The following is an 18,045-nucleotide window of genomic DNA, read 5'->3' as shown; positions in this document are numbered from 1 at the left end:
GCTGGTCTTTTCTAGTAATAAAATGATGGTGAAAGTATTTAAGCTGATATAAATATTTTACACAAAAAAAATACGATTACGGTAAACAAAACGATGTTCATGATTAATGAGATAGCACTTTTATCGGAACAGTTAAAACAGTTGATTAGTCAATTTAATAGTACTTATTGATAATAAAACGCATTTTATAATGCGCTTTTTTTTCACTTTATGTCGGTGAGTCTGGTTACTTACAAATAAATTAATTCGAGAAACATGAATAATTTTGAATTTATCATCCCAATATCATACTGGATCTTAACCATCTTATGGTTGGTTATTTCTGGCATTTGTCTGGTAAAGTTTAAACAGATAAAAACGGTATACGGAGCTCTTGGCACAACGGTTGCTGTTCTTCTTATTATCCTATGTATTGATGCAGTCAGGACGGTCATTGACAGTGTCTACTTGGGATTGTATTTCAACTCACTTGCAGAACTCCTACCGAAAATTATCAATGAGCATTTTTCAGAATTTTCTTTAGTTATTATCCCACAATTGATTAATATTAGTGCTTGTTTACTTATCATCTGGCTTCTTATTAAGCGTGTAAAGCCAAAAGGGCTTAGTGAAAACCAAGAGACAATGTCTAGGCTTAAAGAAGCTAAAATGACATATGTTAATAACGAAAGGTTATTCACCTCAATTTCTAATAGTGTAACCGACGGCTTCATTTTTGCTGATCAAGACCGCTGCATTATATCGATAAATCAAGGAATGGAACTTTTATTAGGCTATCGTCTTGATGAGCTTGTGGGTAAAAATACATCGATTATTTGTGAAAGCCATGAAGAATATGAGCGCCAAAGTAGGATGTATTTCAACTTAGCCATCGGAGATAAAGTCAAACCATATGAAGCAAATTATCTGCACAAAGATGGCAGTATTGTTGTAGGTGAAACCACTAGAATTGTGATTAAAGATGGTGACGATAACATTCAGGGGTATGTGGGATTTATTCGTGATGTCACTGACCGCAACAAGATTGCGATGAAATTACAGGCAAGTGAGGCGATATTATCCCATCATGTTCAGAATACTCCTCTTGGTTACATTTCATGGGATCAAAACTTAAATTGTATTGAGTTGAACAAATCGGCTGAGGAAATATTCGGATATTCAGCCGATGAAGCCAAGAGGTATTCTTTATTCGATTTATTGGTGCCAGAAGAAAACAGAAAAGATATCAAGAAAATCTGTGACTTATTGTTAAAAAATAATAAGGATTTAATCAATATAAATGAAAACATCACTAAAGATGGCAGAACCATTATCTGTGAATGGCACAATACACCAATCGTAAATGACAGTGGTGATATTATCGGCGTGATATCGTTGATACAAGATATTACCGAAAGCAGGCAAACCCAAATAGCTTTGGAAGAGACAGAGAAAAGATTTCGTGAACAAAGTCAGCGCTATGCAGAAGTGATTTGGGCTGCCAATATCGGCACCTGGGAATGGAATGTACAGACGGGTAAAATTGTATTCAATGATCGTTGGGCCGAGATGTTGGGTTACACCCTTAAAGAGCTTGAACCCATTAGCATTGAAACATGGGAAGCTCTTCTACATCCCGACGATGTAAATATTATCAATGAATTAATAGAGCGTTGTTCTCAGAATGAGACTAATACGCTTAAATGTGAATTTAGAATGCAACACAAAAACGGTAGTTGGGTCTGGATACACAATCGTGGGCGAGTGGTAGCGTGGACGAACGATGGTATGCACCTGCGAATGTCTGGCATTCATCAAGACATCACCAAGAGCAAGCAATCTGAAGATTCACTAAAACTTGCCGCTAGTGTTTTTACTTACGCAAGAGAAGGTATCATCATCACAGATACCGCAGGTGCCATTATAAATGTTAATGGTGCTTTTAGTGATATTACCGGCTACCAGTGCGATGAAGTGATAGGACATAACTCACGGTTGTTGAAATCAGGAAGTCATTTACCAGAGTTTTATGATGAGATGTGGGCCACTTTGTTGGAAAAAGGCCATTGGACGGGTGAGGTTTGGAATAAACGTAAGAACGGTGAAATTTTCCCGGAGATACTCACCATAAGTTCAGTACTCGATGATGCTGGTGTGGTGCAAAATTATGTTTCCCTATTTAACGATATCACTGAGATTAAAAATCATCAGAAACAATTAGAACGAATAGCTCATTATGATATGTTAACTAATTTACCTAATCGTACATTATTAGCAGACCGTTTAACCCAATCCATGAAACACAGTCAACGTCAGAACTCTTTATTAGTGGTTGCATTTGTTGATTTGGATAAATTCAAAAACATTAATGATACCTATGGTCATATTGTAGGTGACGAATTGTTAATCATGATTTCATCTCGTATGAAGGATGCGCTACGTGATGTTGATACCCTAGCTCGTATAGGCGGGGATGAGTTTGTTGCTGTGATGGAAAATATAGAAACGCTGGTTGATTGTGAACCTATCATAGAGCGGCTATTGCTAGCTGCATCGGAGCCTGTCGTTGTGGGGGGAGTCACGCTCGAAATCTCAGCCAGTATTGGTATCTCTATTTACCCACAAGATGGCGTAGATGCTGACCAACTAATGCGACATGCCGATCAAGCCATGTATGTTGCAAAGCAACAGGGAAAGAATCGCTATCATTTGTTTGATTCGGCACATAATGTGGCAATGATTAATCAACATGGGAAGTTAGATCTCATTCGTAACGCGTTGGACAAAAATGAATTTTTGCTTTATTACCAACCTAAGGTCAATATGAAAACGGGCGCCTTGATTGGTGTCGAAGCGTTAATCCGGTGGCAATCTCCTGATCGAGGCTTAATCGGCCCTAACGATTTTTTACCAGTGATTGAGAATCATGCGTTGAGCATAGACCTAGGTGAGTGGGTAATTCGTACTGCTCTGAGTCAAATTCAGACATGGAAAACGATGGGAGTGGATATCCCAGTTAGTGTTAACATTGGCGCGCTTCAATTACAGAGTGAGGATTTTGCAATACGCCTAGCAGAATTGCTGGCTTCTTTTTCTGAGGTTACTCCTAGCTCTTTAGAATTAGAAGTGCTTGAAACAAGTGCAATAGGAGATTTAGTGCAGGTGACAGACACTATGCTCAACTGTATTGAGCAGGGAGTTCATTTTGCATTAGATGATTTTGGTACCGGTTACTCTTCATTGAGTCACCTTAGACGTTTTCCTGCGGGTTTGATTAAGATAGACCAGACCTTTGTGCGAGATATGTTGATTGACTCTGATGATTTAGCGATTGTAGAGGGGGTTGTAGTATTGGCCAAGTCATTTAGCCGAGAAGTGATTGCTGAAGGGGTCGAAACCATAGCGCAAGGTGTCGCGCTATTACAATTGGGCTGCGAATTAGCGCAGGGATATGTCATTGCTAGGCCAATGATGGCTCATGATATTCTAGATTGGGCGGCAAACTGGCAACCTGATGATGCGTGGCGAGATGATTATCAATCTGAATTGGCATCAGCAAATTAGTATTATTATATGCGTCAATAACTAACAGAATCAATAGCTTAACACCGTTCAAAATCGTTTTTATCAATAACTTATGTTTTTTAGCTGCACCCCGACTATTGATGCTTATTCAGTTGCAGCTCGGTGTATATCGATAGATTTTGATTGTGGCGCTGACAATCATAATTTTTGATGACGAATAATAGATTTAACTGGCAGTAGAAGAATATTATTAAAACATCACTCATTTTGGCTTTTATGAGTTTGGGCATAGACTATTATTCGGGGCATATTCATTTAGATAAACAAGGTGGGGGGAGTACTATAAAGCCTGATTAATTTAGCTTTTAGGCATTGTCCTATGCACCTATAAAGAGAATATCTACATAATTAGTATCCAATTTATTGGTATGAGTATGGATTTAATTAATATAAAAGGGTCACAATAATGTGACCCTTTTATATTGGAAAACATTTATGTCGTTAAAGCTTAAACACTTTAATGGCTTACTGAAAAATTACAAACCCTGCTGATACTGGGCATTAGTTGAGATTGTTACCAGTTGGTTTAACTCTACTTTAGATTCGTTAACGCCTTTAAGTACGTTTTCGAAGTGGGTAACTAGCTGAGTTTTATCTATTTCAGCTTTTGATCCAGACCCAATGTTGGTGAGGTCGATAAAGAACTCATCAAATAAGTGCGATAAATCTTCAACGGCTTCGATGTTTAAGAACTGCTCGTGGTTATAAATACTTGGGTAACCACCTTTTTGCTTGTCTACCGCAAATGAAATGCCTTTCACATTCGTAATAGTCGTGGCTTTCTCACATTTAAGCATGCAACCATCTTCAATACTGGGTTTACTACAACCGACTGTTTGCTGGAAAAAGCATTGTCGGCTAGTCATCATCAAAATGGGATGATAGATGCTATAAAGCAGTTTGAAGTTTTCTGGTCTGGCGATATTTTTAATTTGATTACGGTTAATCTCGTTCGAAATAAATGCGCCAGCACAATTTAATTGTTCTTGTAATGTAAGCAAAGCATACGAGTTAGTGGTGTTCAAAAACGGTCCAGCAATCCATTCAATGCCCATTTCATAGGCTTTAAACGCAACGCCAGTATTATTGGTCACGATACGTTTAGGCTTAACCACTTCTAAAACTCTTACCGCTTCGATGTAATCTTTACCAATGAGCACGGCCGGAAACCACGGAATAAGCTTTGGATTACGCAAGAAAATATCAATGTATTTGTCATCATTTTTCTTAAAACTTTCTGGCAACTTGAAGTAAATATCAGCGTCGGTAACATCGCATAAGTTGACATCTTTTTCGTCACTAATAAGCAAAGACAATGTTGGTGTGTCGGTAACTTTAGGATGCTTAGGTAATTTAGGTAAGGTGACTGCGCCTATGTATTCTCTTTGTGTTAGTTGTAACAACAGTTTATTTTTAAGCTGAGTTAATTGACTAAACGGTAAGCTTAAATCTGTGCCTAAGTTGTCAAAGTTGAATGCTTGTAACAAGTAGCCAGTGCTTTTTAAGCTTTTAAAGCGTTTCTCAATAGCCGCTTCGTCAACACGAGACTCGGTTGCTTGCGTTAATGTGATTGTTGATTCAATCACAAAATGTTGATCTGGTGTGGTTACCGTTATTGTCAAAGGTTGATTTACTTGGCCTGCAAATGCGAGGGTTAATTCTGGCTTTGCAATACTAAGATGATTAATCTTTTCTGCGACCAACTGAACAATGGCATCTTTTTCTGATGACAATGTTTGTTGTGCTTCTTGTATTTGCACCACAGATATTGCGTTACTTTTATCGTTAGCATGTTTAAAGCTGTTATCGCGTGGGTTATCGATAAACATGTCTTTGGTGAGATTACCCTTTAAAAAAGAGTTGGTAAAATCACGATTAAACACTTTGTGCAAGCTCGAGTCATCGGCCAGTAATCTACCTGTGTCGATAAATTGGTCAATCTGTTTGCGCCAAGTGTCTACCACTGTGTGAACGTATTGAGCGCCTTTAATACGCCCTTCAATTTTAAGTGAATCAACACCTGCATCAATAAGTTCAGGTAAGTCAAAGTAGGCTGAGTTGTCTTTTAAATTAAGGGGAAACTTGTTACCAGCTGCGGTGATTTCATATTCATCACGACATGCTTGGCTGCAGCGGCCACGGTTACCTGAATTGCCAACACTAACAGAACTTGAATAACATTGGCCAGAGAAGGCAATGCATAATGCGCCATGAACAAACACTTCGGTAAGCACATCATGATCGTGGGCTAGGGTGGTCAGGCTTTTAATTTCGCCAAGGTTTAGTTCGCGCGACAAGTTGACTCGAGTTGCACCAATTTTAGCTAAAAAGGCAATTTGACCTTCGTTATGGGTCGTCAGCTGAGTAGAAGCATGTATCGCTAAACTTGGGAAATGCTTGCTCACTAAGTTAAATAAACCTAGGTCTTGTACGATTATGCCGTCAATGCCGGTATTCACCAGTTGATTGAGTAACTTGACCAATGTAGGCACTTCGTTTTCTAGAATAACGATATTCATGGTAAGAAACACTTCACACTGGTATTGATGAGCGAGCGCAATAACACCAATTAAGTCATCGAAGGACAGATTAGCAGCTCGATTGCGGGCGTTGAAGGTATCTAAGCCACAATAAACAGCATTTGCACCGGCAATTATCGCAGCTTTGATCGCATCGACATCTCCACCAGGTGCCAATAATTCGATTTTTCTATTCATGATATTTTCGCTATTTTTATTCGTTAAATATAAATTTTAGGACGCGAGTTTACGTGTATCTGTTGCTGATTACTATTTTATATCAGCTTAAGTTAATAAACGGTTTGTAAACAATCCCTTGTATTACTCACTGGCTCGCATTGACTTGCAATAAGACGGTTATTTTATCTCATTTAATACCCAATCGGCTATCCCTAGCTGAGGTTAAGTAAAATACAAATGCGTTTCATTTACTCATCATGGTTAATAAGCACTATATCAGATAACTATTAAAACCGTTCTGGCATAAGTGGGCTATGGAAATAGTGAAATTTCAAAGGTACTGAATATGATGATTTTGATTGGAAGGTGTAGCCATCAGAGCAGAGTCTGTATTTTAAAATGGTACTAGTGAACTGTGTTGCTAAAAATGAGTTGTGAGAACGCAATTTATGCGTGAGGGTTTATCGCTTGTTTCTGACATTTTAGTGGATGTAGATATTGTCAGTAGCGGGAAAAATCTAAACATTAAGGTTAATAGTGTTAGTTGTAAAAGTAGCAATGCTGAACGAAAACCTATTAACGATGTGTGGGTATTAATAGGTTTGCGTCAGCTATAGTCTATGCAAAAGGAACAGATAACTACCCCTTTTACATCAACTATAATCTCAACTTTTCATTTGTAATCACTACAGATGAAAGGTTGAATTGATTATTTCTCTAGTTTAACAAAATAATCAAAGATTTCAGGAACATTACCGTTACCTAAGCCTGCGTCAAATGCAGCTTGAAGGTTAGCGGAAGAGCCTTCTGCAATCTTAGATTCTGTACCTAAGTCATCAACCATCTTAAGGAAATAGCCAAGATCTTTGTTGGCATTGGCAATAGAGAAGCCTAAGTCGCTAACACCGTCAACGGCGTAGTTTTTACAGAACTTCATGAAAGGCGAGTTTGATGGACCAGCTGACATGATGTCGAAAAGTTGCTGACGGTCAACACCTGCAAGATCTGCTACAGCAAAAGCTTGAGACATAGCACAAACCGTGGTCATACCCATGAAGTTATTGATAAGTTTAGTTGTGTGACCAGCACCAAGAGCACCTAAATGGAATACATTCTCGCCTTGCTCATCCAATACTGGTTTAACTTTGTTGAAAGTCTCAATATCGCCAGCAGCCATAATGTTAAGTAAACCGTCTTTTGCATGAGCAGGTGTACGGCCAAGCGGGGCATCTATCATGCCTGCGCCTTTCTTAGCGAGGTCTGCACCAATCTTACGAGTAGAAGCTGGGATTGATGTACCGAAATCAATGAGTACCGAACCCTCTTTGATGCCGGCTAAGATACCGTCTTCAGCATAAACAAGCTTTTCTACAACAGCGGAAGTCGTGAGACAAAGCATAACTATGTCACTGTTTGCTGCAAGTTCTTTTGCTGAGCTAACGGCTTTAGCGCCGCGAGCAACACAAGTGGCAACAGCGTCTTTGTTAAGATCCATTACATTTAGCTGGTAACCTCTTTTTTGTAAGTTATCAACCATATTGCCGCCCATAAGACCAAGGCCGATGAAACCGATGACTGGTTTTGTCATATCTAACTCCTAAATATATTGGTTGTGCTTATCTGAGTAATAAACATCTCTTACTTAATAAATCGGTGAGAGATGCTTTTAATAAATAATCGATTATAAAAATGCAATTAATCCGCTTAATAACCTGTCTTACAAAATGGTAGTTAATGCATACCAAATTGTCAACCAATTTGATTATTTTTGCCTTACCAAATTGTAATTAGCTTTGCGGGTAGATGTATTTACTGAAAAACCAATTTTTGTTTATATTCAATTAAAGGGTATTGCCCTTATTGAAAAAGATTAACAATTGTTGAAATTGGCTGCTTGTTAGAAAAAAAGCCTATCAAGTTGATAGGCTTTCCTAAACGAGTTAATGCATTAGAACTTAGATCGAACACCAAGAGTGTATCGACGATCTGCTTCACTGTAAGCCCAGATAGAATCAAGCTCGGTAGTGTAGACTATAGGCTCACCGGTTAAGTTAACCGCATTGGCTACCACAGTGAAATTTTCGTTAATATCCCAACTTACGGAGAAATCAAATTGGCCTCTGGCTTCACGGTAACTATTACCCACAGTAGGGTCGTAATTATCAGCTAAAGGGTCGTTCTGGTTGAACACGTTGTAACCTAACGCGCCCACTGTTTGAACACGTTTAGTGCCTTGCTCATATAAATAACGGTCACGCCAGTTATAAGCTAAACGTACCTGAACATCTTCACTTTCCCAATACAATTGAGTGTTAGCGGTATGCTTCGAAATATTCAATAATGTATTGCCATCAGGTTGTTCACTATCAGCAAAAGTATAGTTTGCGTTAACACCTAAACCTGACCACATGCCTGGTAAAAAGCTAAACTGTTGCTGGTAACCTAATTCTAAACCTCTGACTTCACCGCTACCGCCATTAACATCAGTATCAATTAGAATACCGGTGCGACCTGCAGCTTTTTCAGCATCAACATAATCTAAACCTTGATCTTGGGTAGCATTAATAATGTCACCCTGGCTTTGACCTGCGGTGCTAAGTAAACAAATATTGTCCCATTGAGTCGTGTTTTGACCATTAATGGTGCCTGAATCTGCTAAACAGCTACTGTCAGTTTGTGTGAATGACTTTACGTCTTTGTAGAAAATAGCCGCAGAAACTATGCCACCATCCCCGAAGTAGTGTTCAACAGAAAGATCATATTGAGTAACACGGTATGGATCTAATTGGTAAGAACCTTGTGTACCCGTAACCAAAGAGTTATCGATAGAGAGTGCAGGACTTAACTCATCAAAATCAGCTCGGCGCATCACTTTAGCTGCCGCAAAACGCATTAAGGTTTCTTCTGATAAAGTATAAGTAACATTCAAGCTAGGTAAAAAGTCTGAATAATCATTGCTACCAGTATTCAGTATTTTATTACCATTAACATCTACGGAATCGACAATGCTAGATTCTAATTCTGTTTCAATATAACGCCCACCAACAACAGCAGTAATGTCATCAAAATCTAGATGAAATTGCGCATATATGGCACTGGTTTTTTCGTTAATGGTTTTATATGCACTGGTATCTTCAACCATGTTATCGGCTAAACTACCGTTCATTGCATAAGAAGTATCTTTTAGCATCTCTTGAACTAATAAATAAGTTGCATCAGCATCTTGTAATTTATCAGCGTCGTAAACATTATAGGTAAGCATATCATTTTGACCTGCAATACCTGTTTGGTCGAATGAATTACTCATGTTTACTGTGGTAAAGCTGTCACTGATAATCGCGTTATCAATCCAAGTAGGACTGTATAAACCGTCAGCGTTTGTAGCTTTTTTATAAGAATCTTTGAGAGTATTGCCATTAGGTTTAAGATCAAAACGATTTGCACTGTAATCTCTATCGGTAAAACGTACCCCTGCTTTTACTGCAGAAATAAAGTCGACACCTACATCGTGGATTTTAAAATCAAATCGCAAGGCTTGCTCTTCATTATCTGTATCTAATGTTTTGTGGAAAAACTCACGAAATACTAAGTTATTAGGGTTAGTCAACATGCCGGTGTCAGCATAAACATAAGAAGGTATACCGCTGCCCGATGTAAAGCTACCAGTGCTGGTATGTGTAACGAGATCCAATGTTGGGTCAGTACGTTCAATTGGTCGTAAGTTAAATTCAGATGCAGTTTGACGCTCTTCTGATTTAGAGATTGAATATTCAGCTGATATTTCTATGTTATCAGTAATATTCCATTCACCACCAATAGCATGGGAAGACGTCTCAGACGTAGTAAAGTCACTCCAGGTTTTTGGAATAGCCAATACACCACTTAAATCATAATTATGTAATTCACCATTGCTGTCGTAATAAGAGTCACCACGTGCAACTGTTGAACCACCAACATCAAGAATTGAGTAAGCAGATTGCCCACCATCTAATTTAGTGGCATTCATGTCTATATAAATATTGGCATCAGCATTTGTTGGCGCCCACTGCAATGATAATCCATATGCAGTACGTTCACGTTCTTCTGTTTTTTGTTCTAAAGTTGTTTGAGTCTTACGCAAGTATTTACCGTTAGGACCACCAGATACATCTACAACGCCATCGCCGTCGATATCAATATCATCTTGTAAATCAACTTTGTTAAAGAATTCATCACGACGCAATTCACGGTCTAAGTACGATAAATTGACTGATGCACCAAAAGTACCCGCATCGCCTAAATCCCAATTGTTACCCATTGCTGCGCTAAAATTAGGTGCAACATTTTCCGTTTTATCGGCATATTCACCGTCAAGTGTAATGGCAACTAGGGGCTCTGAAAGTTCAAGAGGGCGTACAGTTTGCATATTGACTGTACCACCTAAGGCACCTTCAATCATTTCTGGTGTTGGAGATTTAATCACTTCAACTGTTTTTAAAAAGCTAGAAGGGAAGTCATCTAAACTTACACCGCCACGCCCTGGACCTGCAGTAGAGCGGCCATTGAGCAAAATAAGATTTTCTGATACACCACGAATAGTAACTGATTCACCTACGCCAAAATCGGATTCAATTGAAACACCCGTGATACGCTGTAATGCTTCTGCGATGTTGTTATCAGGTAGCTTACCAATATCTTCTGCAACAATAACATCGACGATACGTTCGTCAGTACGCTTGAGTAAATTAGCTGCTTTTAAGCTGCCAAATATACCCCTAACTGCAATCACTTCAATTTCACTTGCTTCTACATCTGCTTGTGTAGCTTTAGTCTGTGCTTCTGTGTCCGCGGCAAAAGTTGGCATACTTAACAAGGCTGTTAATGTTGCTCCAAAAATTGCTATATTGTTGGCTTTGCTTTTAGGACCATTAAACATAGCGCTTATTTTATTCAGCTTCATAATTCTCCCCAAAGAATTCGTTGTTTTGGTATGACCTTTTGGTATTACCAATTGTTGTTGTTTTAATCAACAGTAACATTTATATAACACGTTACCAGTAATTGCAATTAATCATTACCAAAAATAACAAATTGTCATACCAAATCTGCGTATTTAAGTTTTTGTTATTATGAACAGTGTTTATAGCTAGTACTTAAGGGGTATAAAAATAAACGAATTAGCTTTTATAGATGTGTTATGACCAATTTATAGATTAACGGTTTTTTTAACCGTGTCATGATGAAAATCTAGAGTATTGGTTATTTTTTATGAATGATTTTCTTTTACCAAGATGACAAAAGAAGAGCAGCAGGTTGCGTTAGTGAACAAGTAATACAGCAATGTTTATGAAAGGTAGTTTGATTAACTATTATTGATGACGCGTTAACGAATACAAAAAAGCCTTTATTTGAATAACAAATAAAGGCTTTTTGTTTTACTGGTACTAATTACCAGAGAATGGATTTATGCAGTCAACTTTGGCTGGCTTGCTAGATACTCATCGAAAGTACCGTGGAAGTTAATTAATTTTTTATCTTTAACATCAATAATCCGTGTCGCCAACGATGATACAAATTCACGGTCGTGGCTAACAAATATCAAAGTACCTTCATATAATTTTAGCGCTTGGTTTAATGCTTCAATCGCTTCCATATCCATGTGGTTAGTTGGCTCATCCATTACCAGCACGTTAATATCCATCATCATTAACTTACCAAATAATAAACGGTTCTTCTCACCACCTGAACAGTTACGCACTTTTTTATTGGCATCGTCATCAGAAAACAACAAACGACCTAACATACCACGTACCATTAAATCGTTATGCTTAGGCGTACGCCATAATGACATCCAATCAAATAACGTCATGTCATTATCAAAGTCTGCAGAACTGTCTTGCGGGCAGTAACCAATTGCAGCATTTTCTGACCATTTAATCCGGCCGTGATTGTGTTGTAGTTGATTCACTAAGCAACGTAATAGAGTGGTTTTACCGACGCCGTTTTCACCAATAATGGCCAATTTTGAACCTGCATCTAGGATGAGATCGCCGTGTTCAAATAACACTTCATCAAATCCGTGTGACAGTTCTTCAAGTACTAACGCTTGACGATGCAATTTTTTACTTTCTGTAAAGCGGATTGATGGGGTAATACGGCTAGATGATTTCACATCATCTAACTTAATCTTATCCATTTTTTTAGCGCGTGAGCTAGCTTGTTTCGCTTTAGATGCGTTGGCACCAAAGCGGTTAACGAAGTCTTGTAGTTCATCAATTTCAGCGCTTTTCTTAGCATTACCCGCTAAAAGTTGTTCACGTATTAAGCCTGACTGTTCTAAGAAATATTCGTAGTTACCAGGATATACACGTAACTCACCATAATCGATATCCGCCATGTGGGTACAGACTGAGTTTAAAAAGTGCCTGTCGTGCGAAATGATGATCATGGTGCATTTACGTTTGTTTAGCTCGGTGGCTAACCAACTAATGGTATGAATATCCAAGTTGTTGGTAGGTTCGTCGAGTAACAAGATATCTGGGTTAGCAAATAAAGCTTGTGCCAATAACACTCGCAATTTCCAACCTGGAGCAACTTGTTGCATTAAGCCAAAATGGAATGACTCCTCAATACCGGCTTCTAATAAAATTTCACCAGCACGACTTTCTGCGCTGTAGCCATCCATTTCGGCGAACTGGCTTTCTAAATCGCCTACTCGCATGCCGTCTTCATCGGTCATTTCTGCTTTTGCATAAATGCTGTCGCGTTCTTGTTTGACTTTCCACAGTCCTACATCACCCATGATCACAGCGTCGACAACGCTATATTGTTCAAACGCGAACTGATCTTGACTAAGTGTACCGACTTTAAAGCCTGGCGTAATCGACACGTTTCCTGATGTTGGCGCAAGAGCACCACTCAAAATTTTCATAAACGTGGACTTACCACAACCATTTGCGCCGATTAAACCGTAACGGTTACCGTGACCAAATTGAGCCGAGATATTTTCAAATAATGGCTCTGGGCCAAACTGCATGGTGATATTAGCGGTAGAAATCAAAGCAATGTTCCAACTGTGTACTAACTGAATATTTATCAACAAAGGGCAAACAAACAGCCGTGTGTAATAAGACAGACGTGAGTATATTAAGTAAATAGGCCGCGGATTATACAGGTTAGCGCTAAGTTGTCGATTTATAATCTACTTATTGCTTATATAGCATGCAATGAACTTAATCCAGAGCCCCACAAATGTTGATGTGAGTGAATTGACTCATATTGTGTTGATCGCATCGATTAAGATAAAAACGGCTGCCAAATAACTCTAAGTATCAACGATGTTATCAATTTGGCTGTTTAGGCGTAAGACATAACCACTAGGTTAACCTAGCCCATGCACCAATGGGAGTTGACTATGATATTGAGATGTTAACTATGAAGTTGATAATTCTACCGTAGCCATTAAGCATAATGTTAAGGGGGCCAGCCGCGGCAATGCGTTAGTCAGTTGTTGTCGATTGATGATTTACGCACCTTGATTGATCCCTGAGTCGTCGCACTGAATGACATCATTATAGTTGAAGCATGTCCTAAACATGCAGACATAGCAGATCTGCCCATTATCAAGGACAATACACCGATTAGCGCTGTGTCTGAATCAATGGCGTGTGATTAAGGTCGCACAACGGTTTATGGTTAATTTTAGCAAACCAAAACACAATTATGGCCACAAAAAATGGGTTAACATGTTTATCGACTTCACGCTGGCGCTCTGTCGGACAGTAGTGCTGAGTATTTATTAACCGCTTTGCATTGCATCATGACGGCGAAGACTTTTCATTTATGGATTTATTGTGATAGTTGATATCAGTCAATAGGATAAAAGAGAGCGCAAAAAACGCGCTTAATGAATGACTAGCGATACACTAACCAAGGCAAAGCAGGGGTGTTAATCTTGATTTTTTTACGTTATCTGCCAATGTTTTCCGATAACAAGGCTTGATTTATGATGCAAGGTTAACTGGTCAATCTAGCTCACTATAGCAATAAGGAACGCGTGATGGTTCAACCCATTAATATAAACAACATTGCAAAACATTTATTTTTACAACGCCAGACAGTTGATCCCATATCTGACTTGGCTACCGTAAATCAGATAGATACCATCGACTTGGCGCTTGGGATTCAATTAGCCATGATTGATCTCAATCAGCAGCATGTCACTGGCTGGAAGTGTTTAACCCCTCGCGATAACGGCGATTTGATTGTGGCACCTATTTTAGCCAAGGCCATTATTAATCAACCACAATGCCCGATTTTTTCATCGGCGCATCGCGCATTGATTGAGCCAGAAATAGCCTTTGTTGTTGGGCAATCCTTTGCCGCGGATCGCCACTATAGTGATGCCGAAATAGATCAGCACATAGGTGCCACGCATATGGCGTTAGAATTAATCCAACAGCGATTTAGTAGAGATTATAACGCTTCATTTTTAGAAAAACTGGCAGATGGACTCAGTAATCAAGGTGTGTATTTAGGCCCTGAAATTGACAAATTCAAGGCATTTAAGGCCAGCCATATTCACCTTACGGTCACTCAAGATGACGCCTCGCGAACCTATGATGGCGCGCATCCCTGCACATTACCGGCATCGCCCTTATATTGGATAGTCAATTTTTTAACCGCGCGAGGGATTGAAATTAGCGCTGGTCAAGTCATTATTACCGGTTCTTATTGCGGCGTGCTCAAGGTTGATATGAATAAACCTGTGCAGATTAAATATCAGGGTTTAGGCTCCATGGCGTTATCGTTTACTGAACTCAGCGCGAACTAAATATCACTTTTACTAACATCGATGAGATAGTGCTTTATGTGAAGCCCATCTCTTCTTGCTTGTGTCAGTAACTGACTATTGATGACGGCGCACAGGCTAAGTGTCTCCATTATCACGCCAAAGATTGTTGCTAAGAGCGATTGCAGAATGCTATATTTAACGTTGCGGCTGGGCCGTCTAGACGTCTAAATTGAAAGTGTCTATTTAGGGTAATAACAATCATCAATTAATCGAACTATGAAACCTGAACAACAACCCGTTTGAGATACTTTTATTCTCCTAGGTTCAGGATAGCTAGTGTTTCAAATATGCAGAGGCAAAAGAAATGGATAAGCAGGAATTGTGGATACTTGATGGTGGCATGGGACGAGAATTAGCAAGAAGAGGCGCGCCATTTTGCCAGCCGGATTGGTCATCACTGGCTTTAATTGAAGCACCACAAACAGTAACCGCTGTGCATCAGGCTTATGTGGACAGTGGCGCTCGGGTTATTATAACCAATAGCTATGCCTTAGTGCCGTTTCATATTGGTGCAGAGCGCTTTGCGGCTGAAGGTGAAACACTGGCCGCGCTTGCGGGAAAGCTAGCGCGCGATGTTGCCGACGAGCAGGAACATTCGGTGTTGGTTGCGGGATCATTGCCGCCATTGTTTGGCTCATATCGTGCCGATCTGTTCAATGCTGAGAAGGTCAGTGAGCTTGCGACTCCGCTGATCCGGGCAATGGCGCCCAATGTGGATCTGTGGTTAGCCGAAACCATGAGCCTGATCGCTGAACCGCTCGCCATCAAAGCGCTACTGCCACAAGATGACAAACCATTTTGGGTTGCCTTTACCCTTGAAGATGAAACCACTGCAGGCGAACCCAAACTGCGCTCTGGTGAATTAGTTGCCGATGCCATCGAAGCCATGCTGACAGTGAATGTCGATGCCATTTTGTTTAATTGTTGTCAGCCTGAAGTGATTGAGGCTGCGCTAAAGGTAGCCTCTGACCGTCTGGATGAGCTTGGGCGAAATGATATCCGATTGGGTGCTTATGCGAATGCTTTTCCGCCTCAAACAAAAGAGGCGACTGCCAATGAGGGTCTGGACGAGATCCGCAGCGATCTTGGGCCTCTTGATTATCTAACATTGGCAGAGCGCTGGCGTGCCGCGGGTGCATCACTCATAGGCGGCTGTTGCGGCATTGGTCCAGAGCATATTGAAGCCCTCACTCAGCGCCTTCGTTAGGGGGATTGATGAAAGAGAATAAAATCGGTATTTGATCTTTAACTGCATTGGTATTTGGCAGCATTACCCAAAACAACTATGGCTGGATTAATGGAACATATGAGAGGAACTTGGCATAAGGACTTTATAAGCATAGGTATTGTGGTGCCGGTGCTGGCATCCTATGTGAGCTGGACATTAATTTTGGCAGAGATGCCATTCAGTGAAAATTTAACTCTGGATCGTTAGTGTTAATTGAATTAATTAGTTGGGATAGATAAAAATTAAGTCTTTTAAAATATGCGATCTGTTATTACAACCAGATCGCATTTAAAGATTTATTAGTTTTCCATGACCAGCTCAGATTCAGCCGCAGCTAACATAGCAAACTCTTCATCAGCACTTTTTGCTACTAATCTAGATGAACTGTAGCCAAAGTAATAAGCAGCGCCAATGACAAATAAGCCCATTGTGAATAAGAATGCCCGAGGGTCAAACGCATACACTCCCGTTAATGCTATTAAAGACAGGATTAATGCAATACCTGATGTTACAACACCACCTGGTGTTTTGTATGGACGAACTAATTGAGGTTGTTTTATGCGTAATAATATATGGCTTAGTGCCATTAATGCATAAGAAACTGTCGCGCCCACGACGGCCATAGCAAGCAATAAATCTCCTTCTCCACTTAACGATGCAATAAAACCGAATATTGCTGGAACGATTAACGCACGAGCAGGGACTTTACGTGAAGTAGTAATTGACAGTGAACGCGGAATATAACCTGCACGAGATAATGCAAATACTAAACGGCTATAACCATAAATAATGGAGAAAAATGAAGCCACTAATCCTGCTAAGCCTAAAATGTTTACCATAGTGGCTAAGGTATGATTACCAGTAACATTTAAAGCATCAACTAATGGTACCGCACTTGCCCCCATCGCAGCAGCACCGCCTGCACCTGGGACTAAAACTACAACCAAAAGCGCAGTAAACAATAAAAATATCATTGCACCAATAATGCCTTTGGGCACATCTTTGGCCGGATCTTTTGCTTCTTCTGCCGCTAACGGAACACCTTCAACGGCTAGAAACAACCACATTGCGAAGGGCAGTGCAGCCCAAACTCCGTACCATCCTAATGGTAGAAATTCACTCGCACCTGCGGCATCAGTAACCGCCACATCATAAAGTCGGGTAGCATCAAAGTTCCCAACAAGCACCACCGCGGTGGCAATAATAGCTAGAACAGCTAACCCGCTGATCACCATCATGACTTTTAATGCCTCTCCAACGCCCGCGAGATGAATACCCACAAAGACTAAATAAAATAGTGCATACACCCAAGGGCCATTAAATCCCAGCAGCTCCTGTACCGCAGAGCCAATAAAAATAACAATAGCAGCAGGTGCCAGTGCATATTCGATTAACACAGCTAATCCGGTTAAATACCCTCCCGCTGGCCCCATGGCTTGGCGAGCAAAACTATAACCACCGCCAGCTGCAGGTATTGCTGCTGACATTTCGGCTAACGACAAGACTAAGGCTAAATACATGATTGCCATCAATACTGCTGCAATGGCAAATCCTCCCCAGCCCGCTTCGGCTATACCGAAATTCCAACCCGCAAAATCACCAGAAATAACGTACGACACGCCTAAACCCGCCAATAAAATCCATCCAGCGGTACCGCTTTTAAGTTGCCTTTTGGCAAGATACTCTTTGTTGTTCTCAGACATAATTGTTTCTCCGGTGGT

General features: G+C 40.0%; 8 protein-coding genes. 3 read left to right on the top strand and 5 right to left on the bottom strand.

What is annotated here, in order from left to right:
• Positions 1-255: 255 nt before the first annotated feature.
• Positions 256-3,543 carry a PAS domain S-box protein gene (locus FCN25_RS20415; protein ID WP_137227188.1) on the top strand — a complete coding sequence of 1,096 codons (3,288 nt, stop codon included), beginning with the start codon at positions 256-258 and terminating at the stop codon, positions 3,541-3,543.
• 497 nt (positions 3,544-4,040) lie between these two features.
• Here the strand turns inward: FCN25_RS20415 and FCN25_RS20410 are convergent, their stop codons facing one another.
• The 4 genes from FCN25_RS20410 to FCN25_RS20395 all read right to left on the bottom strand — a co-directional run bounded on the left by FCN25_RS20410 (position 4,041) and on the right by FCN25_RS20395 (position 13,302).
• Positions 4,041-6,281, bottom strand: coding sequence for a peptidase U32 family protein (locus tag FCN25_RS20410; protein WP_137227186.1), 2,241 nt, complete (start codon positions 6,279-6,281; stop codon positions 4,041-4,043).
• Between the two features lie 691 nt (positions 6,282-6,972).
• Positions 6,973-7,851 carry an NAD(P)-dependent oxidoreductase gene (locus tag FCN25_RS20405; RefSeq protein WP_137227184.1) on the bottom strand — a complete coding sequence of 293 codons (879 nt, stop codon included), beginning with the start codon at positions 7,849-7,851 and terminating at the stop codon, positions 6,973-6,975.
• Positions 7,852-8,211: 360 nt separating this feature from the next.
• Positions 8,212-11,202 carry a TonB-dependent receptor gene (locus FCN25_RS20400; protein WP_137227182.1) on the bottom strand — a complete coding sequence of 997 codons (2,991 nt, stop codon included), beginning with the start codon at positions 11,200-11,202 and terminating at the stop codon, positions 8,212-8,214.
• Positions 11,203-11,706: 504 nt separating this feature from the next.
• Entirely contained in the window at positions 11,707-13,302 is a 1,596-nt protein-coding gene (locus tag FCN25_RS20395; RefSeq protein ID WP_137227181.1) for an ABC-F family ATPase, read from the bottom strand.
• A gap of 999 nt (positions 13,303-14,301) precedes the next feature.
• Between FCN25_RS20395 and FCN25_RS20390 the strand changes: the two genes are divergently transcribed.
• Together FCN25_RS20390 and FCN25_RS20385 are read left to right on the top strand one after the other, a co-directional pair.
• A complete protein-coding gene (locus tag FCN25_RS20390; protein ID WP_137227180.1) occupies positions 14,302-15,075 on the top strand; it encodes a fumarylacetoacetate hydrolase family protein in 774 nt (257 codons plus the stop codon).
• A gap of 325 nt (positions 15,076-15,400) precedes the next feature.
• A complete protein-coding gene (locus FCN25_RS20385; protein ID WP_137227178.1) occupies positions 15,401-16,303 on the top strand; it encodes a homocysteine S-methyltransferase family protein in 903 nt (300 codons plus the stop codon).
• A gap of 320 nt (positions 16,304-16,623) precedes the next feature.
• Here the strand turns inward: FCN25_RS20385 and eat are convergent, their stop codons facing one another.
• Positions 16,624-18,027 (bottom strand): ethanolamine permease, encoded by a 1,404-nt coding sequence (gene eat / locus FCN25_RS20380; protein WP_137227176.1) that lies wholly within the window; start codon positions 18,025-18,027, stop codon positions 16,624-16,626.
• Positions 18,028-18,045: the final 18 nt, after the last annotated feature.

Origin of the sequence: Shewanella sp. MEBiC00475, from assembly GCF_005234075.1 — a bacterium.
GTDB lineage: Bacteria > Pseudomonadota > Gammaproteobacteria > Enterobacterales > Shewanellaceae > Shewanella > Shewanella polaris.
The sequence above is the reverse complement of the archived record's forward strand: the minus strand, read 5'-3'. Positions and strand labels throughout refer to the sequence as shown.

Excerpts from the sequence above, each read along its gene's own strand:
- FCN25_RS20385 (WP_137227178.1), top strand. The coding sequence starts at position 15,401 with ATGGATAAGCAGGAATTGTGGATACTTGATGGTGGCATGGGACGAGAA.
- eat (WP_137227176.1), bottom strand. The coding sequence starts at position 18,027 with ATGTCTGAGAACAACAAAGAGTATCTTGCCAAAAGGCAACTTAAAAGC.
- FCN25_RS20405 (WP_137227184.1), bottom strand. The coding sequence starts at position 7,851 with ATGACAAAACCAGTCATCGGTTTCATCGGCCTTGGTCTTATGGGCGGC.
- FCN25_RS20390 (WP_137227180.1), top strand. The coding sequence starts at position 14,302 with ATGGTTCAACCCATTAATATAAACAACATTGCAAAACATTTATTTTTA.
- FCN25_RS20415 (WP_137227188.1), top strand. The coding sequence starts at position 256 with ATGAATAATTTTGAATTTATCATCCCAATATCATACTGGATCTTAACC.
- FCN25_RS20410 (WP_137227186.1), bottom strand. The coding sequence starts at position 6,281 with ATGAATAGAAAAATCGAATTATTGGCACCTGGTGGAGATGTCGATGCG.
- FCN25_RS20400 (WP_137227182.1), bottom strand. The coding sequence starts at position 11,202 with ATGAAGCTGAATAAAATAAGCGCTATGTTTAATGGTCCTAAAAGCAAA.